Origin of the sequence: Marinobacter aromaticivorans (genome assembly GCF_002806975.1) — a bacterium.
Lineage (GTDB): Bacteria > Pseudomonadota > Gammaproteobacteria > Pseudomonadales > Oleiphilaceae > Marinobacter > Marinobacter aromaticivorans.
In genome coordinates this window covers 1-15952 of sequence record NZ_NIHD01000021.1, presented here as the reverse complement: position 1 = coordinate 15952, position 15952 = coordinate 1, and the positions used below count along the sequence as shown (strand labels likewise).

Genomic DNA, 15952 nt, shown 5'->3' with positions numbered 1-15952 from the left:
TGCCGACCGGGACACCTGCCATGCGCTGTATGCTGACACTCTTTATCTCGCTGTTAATTCTGTCTGGTTGTGAGCAGTCTTCGGAATCGCCCCCAGAGGCCCGCGCCCCTATCCCTTGGGTAAAAACCGTTGTTCTAAAGGAGGCGACCTCAACTGCGCAGAGATTTTCAGGAACCCTGCGAGGCCGTCACGAAGTTCCTCAGGCCTTTCAGATCGCCGGCCGGATTCAACAGCGTTTCATCGATGCCGGTCAGCGCGTGGAAAAAGGCCGTTTACTGTTCAAGCTCGATACACGAGACCTTGTGGCAACGGCGGAGGGGGCCGCCGCGGATCTGAGACGTGCAGAAGCGGCCCTGGCCATTGCCACCGATGAGCTCCAGCGCCAGCAGCAACTGGTAGGACGTCAGTTTGTCAGCGAACAAACCCTGCGACGCCTTGAATTGGCAGAGCGCGAGGCGCGCAGCCAGGTGGAAACGGCTTCTGCGCGCCATCAGCAGGCTCAGAATGCTCTGGGGTATGCGGAACTAAAAGCCTCCAACACAGGTGTGGTCACTGAGGTCATCGTTGAGCCCGGCCAGGTTGTGGGTGTCGGTCAAACCCTTGCCGTTCTGGCCGAAGATCAATCACTGGAAGTAGAGGTTTTTTTACCTGAGGGCAGTAACCCGCCCAAGGGCGGGTATCTTCCTTTGTCCAGTGGCGAACAGCTTGCGCTGAGTCTGCGAGAGATTGCCGGGGCTGCCGACCCCGGCAGTCGGAGCTGGCGTGCCCGATACAGCCTGGAGGGGCCCTACCCCTCGTCTTTAACGCTTGGTTCGGTGGTGAGTGTCCGGTTAACACAGAAACAAACCACGGCCAGCCATCGTGTACCGCTGGGTGCCCTTGACGAGAGAGGGCAAACGCCACAGGTCTGGGCGGTCTCCGACGGCACCGTAAACCCCCTTGCGGTCGAGGTAATCGATTTGAGCGAGGAGTATGCGCAGATCAGGGCCGATATCAACGCGGGAACGCCCATCGTCGCGTTGGGGACACACCTGCTCACTCCTGGCATGGCGGTGCGGGAGCTGGCGCGATGAGCCTGCCTAATCTCTCTGCGCTGGCAGTGCGCGAGCGTTCGGTCACCCTCTTTTTTCTTTTGCTGTCGGTTATTGCCGGTTTCTACGCGTTCTCATCCCTTGGTCGGGCAGAAGACCCTGCGTTCACCGTGCGGTCGATGGTGGTCTCTGTGGTCTGGCCGGGAGCAACCCCCGAGGTGCTGCAGAATCAGGTGGTGGATCGTCTGGAAAAGCAAATCCAGGAGGTGGCGTATTTCGACACCGTTGAAACCACCATTCGGCCCGGACAGGCCTCCATGCTTATCCGGTTCCAGGATTATACGCCCAGTGAAAAAGTGCCTGACCTCTTTTACCAGGTCCGCAAACGCATGTCCGATGAAAGACCCACCCTCCCCCGGGGTGTGATCGGACCCATCGTTAACGACGATTTCGCGGATGTGTATTTCTCTCTGCTGGCCCTGACGGCACCCGGAATGCCAATGCGTGAACTGACCCGCGAGGCAGAATCGATACGAGATCGCCTGCAGCGGTTGCCCGGCTTGCAAAAAGCACAGCTCCTGGCGGAGCGTCCTGAGCGGGTGTATCTCGAGTTTGATCAGGACCGGCTCAACAACCTCGGTTTGTCGGCGGAAGACGTGTTGCAGGCAATAGAGGCCAACAATCGTCTTGAGCCTCTTGGCTTTGTTGATCTTGCTGGCCCGCGGGTTTACATCCGCAGCAACATCGACCTGTCTGACATTGAGCGCCTCGCCTCAGTACCTCTGCGTATCGGAGACCAGCTCATCACCGTGTCTGATCTGGCCGAGGTGCGTTTGGGCTATGAAGATCCGTTGAACTACATTGTTCGTTCCAGCGGTGAGGATGCGATCCTACTGGGCGTCGTCATGGAGGCGGGCGAAAATGGCCTGGCGTTTGGCGAGCGCCTGCGCGAGTTTGTCAGCACTGAACAGGACAGACTGCCCCTGGGGATGTCAATACAGACCCTGACCGACCAGGCCGAAGCCATTACTCAGGCGGTTGATCTTTTTCAGGTCAAGTTTCTGGTGGCGCTGGTCGTCGTGATGGGGGTCAGCATACTGGCGATCGGTCTGCGCGCAGGTTTGGTGGTGGGCATCGCGATTCCCGTCACTCTCGGCCTGACCTTTTTATTGATGAAAATAGCGGGCATTAACCTGGACCGCATCACCCTGGGCGCGCTGATTATCGCACTGGGCCTGTTGGTGGACGATGCGATCATCGCCATTGAAATGATGATTGTGAAGATGGAGAGCGGGTGGGACCGGGTACGGGCCGCCAGTCATGCCTGGAGCGTAACAGCCGCGCCCATGTTGTCTGGAACGCTGGTAACGGTGGCCGGATTTGTCCCCATCGGATTTGCCCAGTCCGGTGTCGGGGAATACACCGGCAACATTTTCTGGGTGCTGGCTTTTTCGTTGTTAATTTCCTGGGTGGTAGCGGTCACCTTCACGCCTTATCTGGGCGTCAAGCTCTTGCCCGATTACACCGGGCATACGGGCCAGGACCTGTACCAAAGCGCTTTTTACCAGCGGTTGCGTGGGACGATTACCGCGTGTGTACAGTACCGGAAAACCGTCGTTTTTCTCACAGTCGGTTTGCTGGCGATCAGTGCTTTCGGTATGGCAACTCAAGTGCAGAAGCAATTTTTCCCCAGTTCTGATCGCCCCGAAGTTCTGATCAGTGTGTTTGCTCCGCAGGGGAGCGCCATCGCCACCACCGATGAAAGTGTCAGACGCCTGGAAGCGATATTGATGGACATGCCGGAGGTGAAAAGCCTTTCTGCCTACATCGGTGCCGGTGCACCCCGGTTCTTCGTATCGGCAAACCCCGAGCAGCCGGACCCGGCATTCGCCAAGTTGATTGCCATCGGGCAGGACGTTGAAGGGCGCGATCGCATCATCTCGGCGCTGGAAGCCAGAATTGCGGCGGGTGAGTTTCCGGAGGCACGAGTGCGGGTAACCCGTTTGCTGTATGGTCCCCCGGTGGCCTGGCCGGTCAGTTTTCGAGTGTTGGGCCCGGAACCCGATCAACTCAGAGAGATCGCGCACCAGATCCGGACTCTCATGACCGGGCATCCGAATATCCTCATGCCGCATCTCGAATGGGATGAGCGCGTGCCCACGCTCTATCTTGAGTTGGACCCGGAAAATCTGGGTTGGATGGGGCTGACCCCGGCAGAGGTTGCCCGGCAACTTCAGTTCCAGCTTCGCGGAGTGGCCGTTACCGAGCTACGCCAGGGCATAAGGAGCGTTCAACTGGTGGCGCGTAATGCCCGTGGCGAAGGGATGATGCCCGAAGATCTTGAAATCAAGACTCGCGACGGCCGCAAACTTTCCGCACAGCAACTGGGCAAGTGGCAGGTTCGCTATGAGGAGCCGGTTATAAAGCGTTACAACCGTGCTCCCTTCCTGGCCGTTCAGGCGGATGTGGAAGGCGCCCAGCCACCGGATGTCACCAAGGAGATCTGGAGTGCGATGACAGGCCTGCGTGAACAGTTACCGAAGGGTTATCGTGTTGAAATCGGCGGTACGGTGGAGCAATCCGCCAAAGCCAATGCGTCCATCGAGGCATTACAGCCGGTGATGTTGGCGTTGATGCTGATTTTCATCATGCTTCAGATGCGTTCATTTATCGGCACCTTGACCGTTCTGGCCACCGCGCCACTGGGGCTGATTGGCGCTGTGCTGGCCTTGCTGCTGTTTAACCAACCCTTTGGCTTTACCGCGTTGCTGGGGCTGATTGGCCTGGGCGGCATCCTGATGCGAAATACCATGATTCTGACCCAGCAGGTGCAGGACAACTTCAAAGCAGGAATGGTTGCCCGGGAAGCCGTGGTCGAGGCGGCAGTCCAACGCGCCCGCCCCGTGGTACTCACTGCCCTGGCGGCCGTTCTGGCGTTTGTACCTCTGACCTTTGACCTGTTCTGGGGGCCACTGGCTTATGTCCTTATCGGCGGTGTAGCGGTTGGCACTCTGATCACGCTATTGTTTGTGCCGGCGCTTTATGCACTCTGGTTTCGGTTAAAGAACGAACGCTAATGAGAGTCCGAATAAGCGCTCCCAAGCCCTATCAACGCCCTTGCCGGTTCTCCCGCGAATTCAAAGTCCACATTGTTGCCCAATTCCTGGAAACCAGAGTACCCGCTTTCCAGATGTCAATGGCCATTTATTTTGACCCACCTGGCCAATAAAATTGACCCACCTTTCATAGTCTAGCTTGTAACTTTCCGCTTCAGTCGATAGCTTTCTCCTCCCAACATAAAGATATGTGAATGATGGATAACCCGGTCAATGATCGGCACCGCCACGTTGTCGTCGTGGAAGAACTCGCCCCAACTGGTGAAGTCCTTGTTGGTGGTCAGGATGATGGACCGGTATTCGTAAAGGCTGTTGATCAGCTGGAACAGGTTGTAGCGGGCCTGCCGGGTCATGGGCAGGTAGCCCAGCTCATCGATGATCAGCAGGTCGTACTTGGCCAACTGGCTGACCCGCTTTTTTAGCTCACCCTTCATTTCGGCCAGTTCCAGCTCTTCCACCAGATCCAAGGCGTTGCGGAACAACACCCGGTAACCGGCTTCCACTGCCTTGTGGCCAATGCCGATGGCCAGGTGGGTCTTGCCCACACCCGGCGGGCCGATAAACACCAGGTTGTTCCGTTCGTCGAGGAACTGGAAGTCCAGCAAGGCGTTCACCTGGCGCTTGTTAATGGTGGTCTGGTGCCGGTAGTCGAAGCCCTCCAGGCGCTTCTCCGCTGGGAACGCAGCCATCTTCCGGTTCCGGCGGATACGTTTGTCCTGGCGCTGAGTCATCTCATGTTCGGCAAGCCTGTCCGCGAAGCTCAGATAAGACATCTCGTTGGCTTCTGCCTCAGCCAGCAGATTCGTTAATTCATCGGCGGCTGCGCTCAGACGCAGGCTGCGGTATCGGGCCACGGTTTGCTCAAGCTGGCTCATGGGTCACCCCCTGGCCACTGGAGTGGCCAAGACGCTGGTAGGCACTCAGATCCAATGCTTGCTTGGGTTGCGGTAACGGCTCCGGCTGTCGCTCCCGCAGAACGGCGGCCTGGGCCGCTTCCAGGTAGCTTTGCAGTCGTGTGGCGGTCATGCCGGGGCGCTCTGCCAGCGTCGTGATCAACACGGGATCCACGGGTTCGTGGCGCTTGAGCAAGTCGCGGGCAGCCACCAACTGATCCTTGTAGATCTTGGGCTCGGAGCGTTTGAGCTGCTGGCACAACCGATGCCCGACATCACTGCCGATCCGGGCGCTGATGTCGGCTTCCAGCTTGCTCACGCGCTGGGCATGATCCCGGTAGTGATGGGTGTTCTTGATCACCTTGCCCTTGTCCGTACACAGGCCATGACTGGCGATGACGTCGCCTGTGCTCAGGTCGCTGATGTGCAGTTGGCCGCCGGACTCCAGAACGCCCACCCGGGCCTGTTGCCAGGCCATGGGCACGGAGTATTTGTTGGCCTTCCAGGCGATCAGGCCGGTCTTGTCGGCTCTTCGTGTCTCCCGGGCCACAGACTGCACGCACGCCGGTGACAGATAGGCCGCCAGATGTTCTCGTTCATCCTGCTCGAACCGCTCCCGGGGTGGTTCTCCGGTGGTGCCGTGGATGCGGACATTGGCCACACTCTCAACCCAGTCCTGCACGTGCTGACACACGTGTTCCTGGTCCCGGAAGACCTCGCCGTAAAGGCAGTCCTGTTTGACGTATTTTACGCCGGCTTCCACCTTGCCCTTGCTCTCCGGGTCATAGCCTTCGCAGGCATGGATCCGGAACCCGGCGGTGGTGGCATACTCATGGAAACGTTGGTTGAGAGTCAGTTCCCGGTACTGCTCGTTGATCACCACCAGCTTGGTCTGATCGTAAACGCATTCCTCCGGCAGACCGCCAAAGTACCGCAAGGCTTCATCGTGGAGCTGGATAAAGGTCTGGGTGTCCAGAGGGCGGAAGGCCAAGCCCACGTACATCAGCCGCGAGTAGGACAGCACGAACACCACGAAGTGCAGCGTGCGCTCTTCGCCACCGATCAACACACCACGTAACTCGCCAGGGTCCACCTGACACTGAACACCGGGGACGTCATCCAGGATGGGCTCGTAGTAGCGCATCTGGGCCGAGGCCACTTCCTCCTTGAGTGCTCGCACATAACGGCGAATGGAGCGATCTGAGGCCGGTAAGTCGCCGACCTTTGCCTGAAGCTTACGGGCAATCTTGACGGCGCTGAGCTTGGGAAATTGCTTGAGCAAATGCACCAGGTAATCCCGGTGATCGTCGAGGCGCTTGCTCCGCGAGGGATCTGCAAACTGCTCTGTGATCGCATCCACCTCCATCCGCAAATACTTGCGTACCGTGTTCCGGGATAACCCCAGTTCCTGGCTGATGGCGCGGATCGACAGTCCTTTACCGTTATCGTGCAGTGCCTTGATCTTGTGTATCACAACCCACTCCTTCACTGACATGCCCCCGGCCATCGATAAAAGCGGGGGACAGTAGCTGGTTCTGTGGCCTGACGGCCACTCGGAGGTGGGTCAAAATTAATGGCCAGTAGTGGGTCACTTTAATTGGCCACTAACACCAGATCACGCCATTGAGAACAGCAGTTATAGGCTAGTGCTGCGCAATCCATCCGACGATCGGAGCGAGAGCATTTACGTTATGGATCGCGGCGGCAGCCAGCTTGCCCTGTTGATGTGCTCTGGCTAGGCTCTGGCTCCCCATCAACGGCTAGTTCCTTAGATTCTAGGCAAGAGAGACACCTCACCCTGAGCCCTATCCTCGAATTTCTTTGGAGGGTTCAGAACCCTACGTCAACCGGGGCTCCTGCCGCCGGATGATTATTGGTGTTGATCGACGTGAATAAGGGCCAGGACTTAGCCATCCTTCTTGTTCACGATCAGATCTGCCTCCTCCGGCAGATCCTCGATCACATTCACCGCATCAGTGCGAATTCTCGAATGTCGCTTGAAGGCCTCGGCGGCGGCAGCCTCCGCAGTGGCCGCATCGGCGCCATTCTCCAGCACGAGAAAAAGGCGGATAATGTCGCGATCATTTTCACGCGTCACTACAGCCTGCGCGGTCTTGACACCCGGCGTGGCAATGACGACTTCCTCAATGACGCGGGGATAGATGAATATCTCGCGCACCTTCACCGCCGCGCCAACCCGGCCTTGCAGCGTCGAGAGTCGGCGAACGCTTCCATCCGCGTTGTTTTCCAGTGCGAATGCGCTGTCGCCTGTGCCGAACCTGATCATGGACCAAGTCGCATCGCGCGCGGTCACGACAACCTCGCCCGGCTCTTGATGCGCCACCTGCTCACCGCTGACCGGGTCGCAGATCTGCACCACCCTGTCGGGATGAACCACATAGCCTTCGCCGCCATCCTCATAGGCCACCATGCCCAGATCGGCCGTGGCATAGGCGGCCCAGGTCGATACGCCGTAATCGGCTTCGATTCGGCGACGCTTGGCCATCCAGTCGCCCATCTCGCCACCTAGAAATGCCGTCTTCACCTTCCACGCTTCACGGCCATAGTTTTCGATCACCTTCTCCGCCAGCGTCAGGAAGAACGCGGTTGACGCACAGATCGCAGTCACGCCGGTTTCAACGATGACCTGCGCCTGAAGCTCAGTATTTCCGACGCCTCCGGGAATCACTGTCGCTCCGGCTGCCTGGGCCGCTTCGTCAAAAAGGAGACCGGCCGGTACTAGGTGATACATCCAAGTGTTCAGAATGATATCCCCAGCCCCGACACCCGCCGACTTGAACAACATATCCAGACCATGCCCCCCCGCACCAGGCAGAGCGGGTTCGAAAATCGGTCCGGGGGAGACGTAGATGCGCCCGACATCCTTCAGATCGGCGGCGAGAAACCCGCCAAATGGCGGATCATCGCGCTGAATCCTCAAAAGCTCTTCCTTTTTCATCACCGGCAGGCGCGACAGATCCGCCAGTGATGCCACGGCTGCCGGATCAAATCCGGCAGCCGCAAATCGCGACTTCAGTCCTGGAGCTTTCTCGGCCGCCGCAGAATAGGCTTTCGCTATATCCAGGTAGATGTTTTCAGCCATGACCATGCCTCCTTGACCATTCTTTTATTAAAGCGGGCAGTCCTTACGGAAGTTCGGCGCACGCTTTTCGCGGTGCGACAACACCCCTTCCTTAACGTCTTCGCTCATGAAGCCGAGCATTTCAAGTGCAGTCGAGGCATCGAAAATCGGTCCGGCCTGACGCAACCAGTTATTTAGAGAATATTTGGTCCAGCGGATAGCGCTCTGCGAACCGTTAGCTAGCTCAACCGCAGTGTCCAGCGCGATTTTCTGCAATTCGTCATCCTCGACGCACATCGACACCAGACCGATACGCTCGGCCTCTTCACCGGAAACCGGCTTGCAGGTCATCAGGTAATACTTCGCCTTGGCCATCGAGATTAGCAGCGGCCAGATGATTGCCGCTACGTCACCGGCCGCAACGCCCAGGCGCGGGTGGCCATCGACGATCTTTGCCTTTTTACCGGCGATGGAGATGTCCGCCAGGATGCCAACGACGAGACCCGCACCCGCGGCCGGGCCGTTGATGGCGGAAATAATGGGCTTATTGCAGTTGATAATATTGTAGACAAGACCCCTAGCCTCTTTCCACGTCTTCATGATCTCATGGGAATTCCCGATCATGTTTTCGATCAGGCTGAAGTCGCCGCCCGCTGAAAACGCTTTGCCCGCGCCGGTCACGATCACCGCATTAATGTCGGGGTCGCGGTCGATATCGATCCACATATCCGTCATCTGGGTGTGGGTTTCCGCATCGACGGAATTAAAAGACTCGGGCCGGTCAAAGGTGATGCGCAGGACGCGATCCGCCGGATAATCAAATGTGAGCTTGTTGTATTTTGCATAACGGTCCGACATAGTTCTGCTCCTTCGTTGGATGTTAGTTTGGGTTCAACCTGGCAAACCAAGGACGGCCTTGGAAAGAATATTGCGTTGGATCTCGTTCGACCCGCCGTAGATCGTTGTCGGTCGGGCCTTGTAGAAGCTCGCCAGAACGTCCACGCTGACGTTGCCGATCTGAAGCGAACTTATTGTGCCGCCATCGGGGCCGGCAGCCTCGATCATCAGTTCGGTAATGCGCTGAAAGCACTCAGTCACCCAGATCTTCAGCATCGAGACATCCGCACCCAGCGTTTCGCCACGCTTAAGCTGATCCGCGAAACGGGCATAAAGCGCGGCGTGGTCTTCAACGTCGAGCGCGGCTTGGGCAAAGCGGTCACAGAACACTGGATCGTCAAAGGCGCCGCGGCACCGAGCAAAGCTTTCAAGCTGCCCCAGGGCGTTCTGGGCAAGGCTTGGCGAACCTATGAAGATACGCTCGAAACTCAAAAGCGCCTTGGCCATCGTCCAGCCCTTGTTTAGCTCGCCAACGAGGTTCTCGCACGGAGTGCGGGCATTGTCGAAAAAGACCTCGCAAAACTCGTACTCCCCCGCAAGCGTCCGGATCGGACGCACATCGACGCCAGGCTGATCCATCGGGGCCAGGAGAAAGCTGATTCCCTGCTGCTTCTTTGGTGCGCCCGGATCGGTCCGCACCAGCATGAACATATGGGTGGCGTCATGCGCCATCGTGGTCCAGGTCTTCTGTCCGTTGATGACGAAGTCGTCGCCATCGATGCCTGCGCGCGTACGCAGACTGGCCAGATCGGACCCGGCTCCGGGCTCGGAATAGCCCTGACACCAGATGTCCTCGCAGCTGAGGATGCGCGGCAGCCAATAGTCTTTTTGTTGCTGGGTGCCGAACTTGATAATCAGCGGGCCGACCATCTGCACACCCATGTCGCGCCCGCGGTTCACCCCCCAACGCTGCTGCTCTTCGTAAAAGATCAGTAGCTTGGCGGCATTCAGCCCCATGCCGCCATACTCAGCAGGCCAGGCAGGAGCCACCCAACCCTTGGCGTGCAGCTTGCGGTGCCAATGCTCGATCTCCACGAATTTCGGACGGTGCGGCAGATGACGCAGCTCTTCGGGGTATTCCGTTTCAAAGAAATGACGCACTTCCTTGCGGAATTCTGTATCACTCATTGCGTTCCAGTCCGCCATCATGCAGCCCCCTCTTGTTCACGTGCCTTGAACCACATCCGCCTGTGATAGGTGTCGTCGCCCAACCAGGCCGACAGTACCAGCGCCCGGTTCAGATAAAGCCCGATATCGAACTCGTCGGTATAGCCAACTGCCCCGTGCAGCTGAACCGCATCCCGCGTGATCTTCTTTGCGGCCGTGACAGCCCGTGCCTTGGCGCGGCTGGCGAGACGCTTGCGGACCCCCGGATCTGTTTCGTACTGCATCCGGGCCAGAACTTCGCGCACACCCGCCTGTGCAACCTCACGCATGATATTCAGGTCCACGGCGCGATGCTGAAGGATCTGAAAGGAACCGATGGGCTTGTCGAACTGCTCACGGGTCTTGATGTAGTCCAGAGTGATTTCAAAAGCGCGATCACTCAGGCCGACGAGCTCGGCCGCGGCAAGCGCCGTTGTATCGCTGATTGCTTCGCTGAGCGCCTCTGTTACGGCGTTGCCCCGGGCAAGTTCCTCGGCCGGAGTCGCCGAAAACGAAAGCTCACCCATCGCACTACCGTCAGCCTGCAGGCGATTTTCGACGGAACATCCGTTTGTGGTGGCCTCGACCAGGACCAGGACAGGACCATCGTCCCCCCGGGCCACAACAAGGAAACCATGTGATCCGGCCGCGCCGACGACCCAGGCCTTGCTGCCGGTCAGCTTTCCATCTGCGTAGCGGCATGCCGCATCGCCAGGCGCCCCACCCGAGCCACGTTCCTGCCAGGCCACCGGCAGGACAGTGTCACCGCTGATCAGTTGCGCCACCTTCGGATGATCCGGGCAAAGCCGACGCAGAAGGCCAAGGCTCAGCCCGATCGTCATTACCACCGGTTCGGGGGCAATCACGCGGCCGACCTCCTCCGCGATAACACCCCCGGCGGCCAGCCCAATGCCTAGCCCGCCATTCACTTCGGGCACCGCCACACCGAGAACCCCGACCTCGGCCAGTTCGTGGACCATCTCCGGATCCCAGGTGCCACCGGCATCACGCAGTTTTCTGGCCCTCCCGCTTCCGCCAGCCCGTTCAAACAGGGTGCGGGCGCTCTCACGCAGCAATCGAAGGTCGTCCTGGTCGCTGGAAATCATATCAGTCTGTGTCATTTTGTTTTCGCTGGATCATCACGGAGGTGTCAGTTGAAAAAACGATCTCGCCCTTGGGGTTCTTGGCACTGAGCGTATAGTGCAAAACACCTCGGTCGGGCTTGCTTTTGGACGGTGTGACCGAGTTGACCTTCATGTCGATATCGAGGGGTTCATTCGGGCGGACAGGCCGCAGCCAGCGCAGATTGTCGAAACCGATCCCGCCGATATTAGCGACATTAACCATCATTTCCGTCATGACAGGCTTGAACACCTCAAGCATCGTCTGAAAGCCCGAGGCGATCAGGCTGCCATGTAGGGTGGTCGCATAGTCCTCGTCGGTGTGCAGCCGTTGCGGATCCCACTCTTCGGCGAACGCCTTTATAGCAACCTCGCTCATCGGGACGCTGCGAAAGCGAAAGACCTGCCCCGGGTTGAAATCATCAAGGTATTTCAAGAGCCCCCCTCCTCTGAAAAACCGGAATCGTACCCCTTCGAACCCTTGGAGATTCGAACGCGGTTGAACTCTTCCAGTTTCGGGTAGGTTTCCTTGAAGGCCGTCAGGAATTCTCCCATCGGCGCATCGAAATACAGCCCCCGGTCTTTCACATATTCCATGTGCCGGTGGTTCTCTTCATCGAACTCATGGAACAAGGCATCGTGATAGCCGTCGAAGACCAGCGGCTTGACCCCGAATCGTTCACATAGCTCCATATTGAACGCAGGCGTGACCTTGTAAGGCTCACCTTCCAGCCACAATTGAACGTAGCCGTGATAGATGAAGAGGTCGGTCCCCATCAGTTCCTGCAATTTTGGTGTATTCAGGTGGTTGCGCACATCCGCAAACCCCAGAGCGGCGGGGATACCAACGGCACGCAGGCAGGCCGCAAGTAGGATTGCCTTGGGAACGCAAAACGCCGCTTCTGCCCTGGCAACTCGGCTGGCGCGATAGGAGTCTTCATTCAGGGCGAAACAATAAGGATCATAACGGATATTATCGCGAACCGCCTCGAACAGGCGGATTGCCTTGTCGCGTCTGGATGCATCCGGCGGAAGATCACGCAACGCAGAGGACACGAAGTCCTGCACTTCACCGCTATCGCTTTCTATAAAATGCGATGGCATGACATAGCGCTCCGTCTCTGTCGGCAGGTTGTCTTTAGACTTTGCCATTTCCCTTCTCCACTTTCTAACAAATGTTAGAATAATAATTTATAGCCTTCCCGTCAACGAGATTTATTCTGTCTCCTGCACGCCCAAGTCATAATGGGCAGTACCTATCCAACAGCCTTATCCTGAATCACTGACCCTGCACCTCAATACACCCACCGGGGCATGATCTAAGCCAATTGTCGCCGTCGATGTCGAGTTCCGAAGCGAAGGTGGCTCGCGACCAGCCCAGCATCGCGGAAAGCATCTGACCGGTGGCGTTCATGTCGTTGTCGATCGCGCGTTTGACGGGCACAAGCACCTTGACTTATGGTTTCCAAAAGGAAAAGTCTGAATAACCGCCGATTTTCTCCAGCGTCCCCGCTGGAGCCAGCATAGATCGGAAAATTCAGGCGCAACCCTCTATTTGTTTATGTGTTTTTTGCCGTTTCCCGCCATTTTGGCGGAAAACAAGCGCAATGGCCCTGCGTCAGCAGGAATCTTCCACCGATCAGCAAGTTACTGCAGGCGGTTTGAATTCTTGTCCAGGCCACGATAGCGGACCTTGTTCTAGCCGAACACCTGCTCGATGCACCGGAACGGATGCTCCGCTTTTGAGCGGATACTGGTTTTGATTTTGTCGGCTTTAACCTTCTCAGCATCCAGCGTTTTCCGTGTACCAAGGCGCTTGGCGATGAACCAGGAGAGATTCTTGCGATGCTTGTGATCGGATCGCCTTTGGATGTCAAGGTAGCCAGCATCACCAAAGACTCGTTGCTCTTCGCTGTGCATTAGAATGCCAGAGGGACGATGTCATGAACGTTGGCAGCGGTGGTATCGATGCTGAGGATAAGACCCAGCGTGTCGTCGAAGCCGATGTGTATTTTCATCCCGAAGCGCCATTGGTTGCCCTTACGAGTCTGGCGCATTTCCGGATCTCGTTCGCCCTTTCGTTCTTGGAACTGGGCGCGGAATTGATCGTAGCATCAACAATGTAGCCTTCGCGCAACATGAGGCCGTTTTTCTCAAGGTGCTTGTTCACCCCTTGGAACAGGACCTTGCCAAGACCGTGTTGCTCAAGAAAATGACGGAACTTGAGGATCGTGGTTTCGTCCGGTAAGCGCTCTAGCCTCAGACCGGCGAACTGGCGCATGAATTCGATCTCGTAGAAGGCATCTTCCATGGCCGGGTCACTGAGGTTATAGAACAACTGCGTGCAGTCAACGCGCAGCATGGCAGGAAACGGATAAGGAGGTCGCCCGGTCTGGCCCTTGGGGTAATAACGAGCCACCTTAAGTTTTTCAAGTTCTTCGATTTGGATTCGACCGCTTTAGCGGTCTTTGAATTCGGGTTTTCGTTTTTCCGAAAACGCTTTCATCGCCTCGGGAAAGTCGTGCGCGCACAGCAGAACGCTTTGGGTATCGCGCTCGATGTCCAGCGCCTCCAGATAACGACACTCTGCTGAGGCGCGCATCACGCGCTTGGCTGTCTGTACGCCGAACATCGGATGGGGGGCAATCTCGCAAGCGATCTCAAACGCGCGCTCCTCGACCTGTTTTGCCGGAACGCACTCTTCCACGACACGCAGATCCTTAGCGGTGCGCCCGTCAATCTCACGACCTGTGAGAACAAGCATCCGCGCCACACCTGCGCCGGCGCGCTGCTGGAGCAACCAGCTCGACCCTGTGTCCGGACACCCACCGACACGGGCAAAGACCTCGCACAGCCGGGCATCTTCGGCGGCCACGACGATGTCCGCCGACAAGGCCAGGCTCAGACCGGCACCATAGGCGACACCGCAAACAGCCGAAATCAGCGGCTTGCGGAAGAGATAGGCGGCGCGACCCCCGTCGTGAACCTTGTCGACCATTTCGGATGTTGCCCTGGCCCCCTTGGCGATCTCGGCCTGGAAGCCGACAAGATCCCCCCCGCTGCTGAAGTGCTCGCCACCGGTCATGACCACAGCACGGATCGCATCGTCCCGTTCGGCGTCGCGCAGATACGCCACCAATTCCTCGACGAATGCGATGCTGTAAGGGTTGCGTTTCTTTGGCTGAATAAAGCGCAGGATGCCAACCGGGCCATCCCTGTCCAGGCGAATAAGGTCGGTCATTTCAATCTCCTTCAGGTTCCGGTCCAGACCGGTGCGCGCTTTTCGGCAAAAGCCTTTGGGCCTTCGATCGCGTCATTACTGGCATAAACGACCTCATGCAGGCGCTTGCCCTCTTCCAGACCGCCTGCGCAGCCCAGATCCATGGTGGCGCGAACGCTCCCTTTGGCCGCGACGACAGAGAGCGGTGCCGCCTCAGCAACGCGTTTCGCAAGATCGAACGCTCGTGCGCGCACTGCGTCCGGCGTATCCTCTAGATAATTGGTGAATCCATACTTATGCAGCCGCTCGATGGGCATCAGGGCGCCGGTCAGAACGATTTCCATGAGGATAGGTTGTGGCAGCATCGACAGCGCCGGAGCCGCCCAAGGCGACCCACGCCCGATCTTGACCTCGGTAATGCCGACCTTGGTGCCCTTGAGGCCAACGCGAAGATCGCAGTTCAGGGTCAGCATCATGCCACCTGCCATCAAGGATCCGGTCATGGCGGCAACGATGGGCTTCTTGCAGGCGCGCATCGTTTCATGAAACGGGTCACGCATTTTCGTCAGAATATCGACACCCTCATCCCGCGAAATCTGCATGGCTTCCTTCAAATCCAGCCCGGCGCTGAAGACCCCGCAATCGGCAGAGGTCAATATTGCGACGCGGACACTGTCGTCGGCTTCAATTTTCTCCCAGGCATCGGTCAGCCCATTCGTTGCGGCCACCGACAGCGCGTTTTTACGCTCGGGTCGGTTGATACAGACCGTTGCAATACCGCTTTCAATCGTCACGTCGATAGGGTTCATTAGCCACGCCTCTTCCGCTCGGAAATTTTTCGGCATTTATGCCGTCCATGATCCCCGCGGCTGGAGCGCCGCGGGGGAGTTGGACACTTATTCGACTATTTGACGGAGAACGTCGCCGAGTTTTCCTTGACCACATCCCACACCACATCGGTATACCCGGCGCTCCAGTCGGTCAGCGGAACCCAGGTTTCACCATCCCACTGTTCAATGCGCGTCTTACTGCTGCCGCCATGATCCTGGGGTGTCACCGTTACCGGAGCCATCAGGCCATTGGCATCGAAGTTTTCGATCGACTCATAGCCCGCCTTCATGGCCTCCGGCGTCAGCGGCCATCCGTTCTCCTTGATCGCCAGCCGCGCCGCCTCATGCGCCGTTGCCTGGATCGCAAGGCCCATGTTGTAATAAACGTCGCGAACATTAGCTTCGGGGCCACTTCCCTTGCCCTCGGCATAGTAGGTCTCCAGCATCGTCTGGATGATTGGGAAATCCTGCCCGCCGGCAACATTGCTCGCGCGCATGATGCCCTTGGCCTCTTCCTCGCCGATATTGCGGATATCGACCTCGTTCATCCAGTGAACAGACAGGTAGCGGTCAATCGGGAAGCGATTGCGGCGCATTTCCCTAGACGCAACCACAT

At 57.9% G+C, this 15952-nt stretch carries 16 protein-coding genes and 1 pseudogene; 2 read left to right on the top strand and 15 right to left on the bottom strand.

The window, feature by feature from the left end; genetic code table 11:
• Positions 1-20 precede the first annotated feature (20 nt).
• Positions 21-1073: an efflux RND transporter periplasmic adaptor subunit gene (locus CDH48_RS18140; RefSeq protein WP_100690118.1), complete on the top strand. Its 1053-nt coding sequence runs from the start codon at positions 21-23 to the stop codon at positions 1071-1073.
• Positions 1070-4108: an efflux RND transporter permease subunit gene (locus CDH48_RS18135; protein WP_100690117.1), complete on the top strand. Its 3039-nt coding sequence runs from the start codon at positions 1070-1072 to the stop codon at positions 4106-4108. Before CDH48_RS18140 ends, CDH48_RS18135 begins: the two co-directional genes overlap by 4 nt.
• 173 nt (positions 4109-4281) lie before the next feature.
• Here CDH48_RS18135 and istB read toward each other — a convergent pair whose 3' ends face one another.
• From istB to CDH48_RS18070, 15 genes and pseudogenes are all read right to left on the bottom strand, one after another.
• Positions 4282-5022, bottom strand: a complete 741-nt coding sequence (istB, locus tag CDH48_RS18130) for an IS21-like element helper ATPase IstB (RefSeq protein ID WP_100690116.1) — start codon at positions 5020-5022, stop codon at positions 4282-4284.
• Positions 5009-6514 (bottom strand): IS21 family transposase, encoded by a 1506-nt coding sequence (istA, locus tag CDH48_RS18125; RefSeq protein WP_188437810.1) that lies wholly within the window; start codon positions 6512-6514, stop codon positions 5009-5011. The genes istB and istA overlap by 14 nt, the downstream gene beginning before the upstream one ends.
• A 432-nt stretch (positions 6515-6946) precedes the next feature.
• On the bottom strand, positions 6947-8143 hold the full coding sequence (locus tag CDH48_RS18120; RefSeq protein WP_198515531.1) for a phenylacetate--CoA ligase family protein: 1197 nt from the start codon (positions 8141-8143) through the stop codon (positions 6947-6949).
• A gap of 27 nt (positions 8144-8170) precedes the next feature.
• On the bottom strand, positions 8171-8980 hold the full coding sequence (locus CDH48_RS18115) for an enoyl-CoA hydratase/isomerase family protein (RefSeq protein ID WP_100690113.1): 810 nt from the start codon (positions 8978-8980) through the stop codon (positions 8171-8173).
• 33 nt (positions 8981-9013) lie between these two features.
• Positions 9014-10165 carry an acyl-CoA dehydrogenase family protein gene (locus CDH48_RS18110; RefSeq protein ID WP_100690131.1) on the bottom strand — a complete coding sequence of 384 codons (1152 nt, stop codon included), beginning with the start codon at positions 10163-10165 and terminating at the stop codon, positions 9014-9016.
• Positions 10165-11286, bottom strand: a complete 1122-nt coding sequence (locus CDH48_RS18105) for an acyl-CoA dehydrogenase family protein (protein ID WP_100690112.1) — start codon at positions 11284-11286, stop codon at positions 10165-10167. Before CDH48_RS18105 ends, CDH48_RS18110 begins: the two co-directional genes overlap by 1 nt.
• A complete protein-coding gene (locus CDH48_RS18100; RefSeq protein WP_100690111.1) occupies positions 11273-11722 on the bottom strand; it encodes a MaoC family dehydratase in 450 nt (149 codons plus the stop codon). Before CDH48_RS18100 ends, CDH48_RS18105 begins: the two co-directional genes overlap by 14 nt.
• On the bottom strand, positions 11719-12438 hold the full coding sequence (locus CDH48_RS18095) for a transglutaminase-like domain-containing protein (protein ID WP_100690110.1): 720 nt from the start codon (positions 12436-12438) through the stop codon (positions 11719-11721). Before CDH48_RS18095 ends, CDH48_RS18100 begins: the two co-directional genes overlap by 4 nt.
• Before the next feature lie 127 nt (positions 12439-12565).
• Positions 12566-12730: a hypothetical protein gene (locus CDH48_RS18090; RefSeq protein WP_198515529.1), complete on the bottom strand. Its 165-nt coding sequence runs from the start codon at positions 12728-12730 to the stop codon at positions 12566-12568.
• Positions 12731-12984: 254 nt separating this feature from the next.
• Positions 12985-13206 (bottom strand): hypothetical protein, encoded by a 222-nt coding sequence (locus tag CDH48_RS19500; protein ID WP_227521172.1) that lies wholly within the window; start codon positions 13204-13206, stop codon positions 12985-12987.
• Complete coding sequence (locus CDH48_RS19495) at positions 13206-13304, bottom strand: hypothetical protein (RefSeq protein WP_227521171.1); 99 nt, start codon at positions 13302-13304, stop codon at positions 13206-13208. Before CDH48_RS19495 ends, CDH48_RS19500 begins: the two co-directional genes overlap by 1 nt.
• Positions 13301-13705: a transposase gene (locus tag CDH48_RS19490; protein ID WP_227521170.1), complete on the bottom strand. Its 405-nt coding sequence runs from the start codon at positions 13703-13705 to the stop codon at positions 13301-13303. The genes CDH48_RS19495 and CDH48_RS19490 overlap by 4 nt, the downstream gene beginning before the upstream one ends.
• Positions 13706-13744: 39 nt before the next feature.
• Positions 13745-14527, bottom strand: a complete 783-nt coding sequence (locus CDH48_RS18080; RefSeq protein WP_100690109.1) for an enoyl-CoA hydratase/isomerase family protein — start codon at positions 14525-14527, stop codon at positions 13745-13747.
• A gap of 11 nt (positions 14528-14538) precedes the next feature.
• A complete protein-coding gene (locus tag CDH48_RS18075; RefSeq protein WP_100690108.1) occupies positions 14539-15315 on the bottom strand; it encodes an enoyl-CoA hydratase/isomerase family protein in 777 nt (258 codons plus the stop codon).
• A 95-nt stretch (positions 15316-15410) separates the two neighbouring features.
• Positions 15411-15952 (bottom strand): annotated as a pseudogene (locus CDH48_RS18070) (ABC transporter substrate-binding protein); the annotation flags it as partial.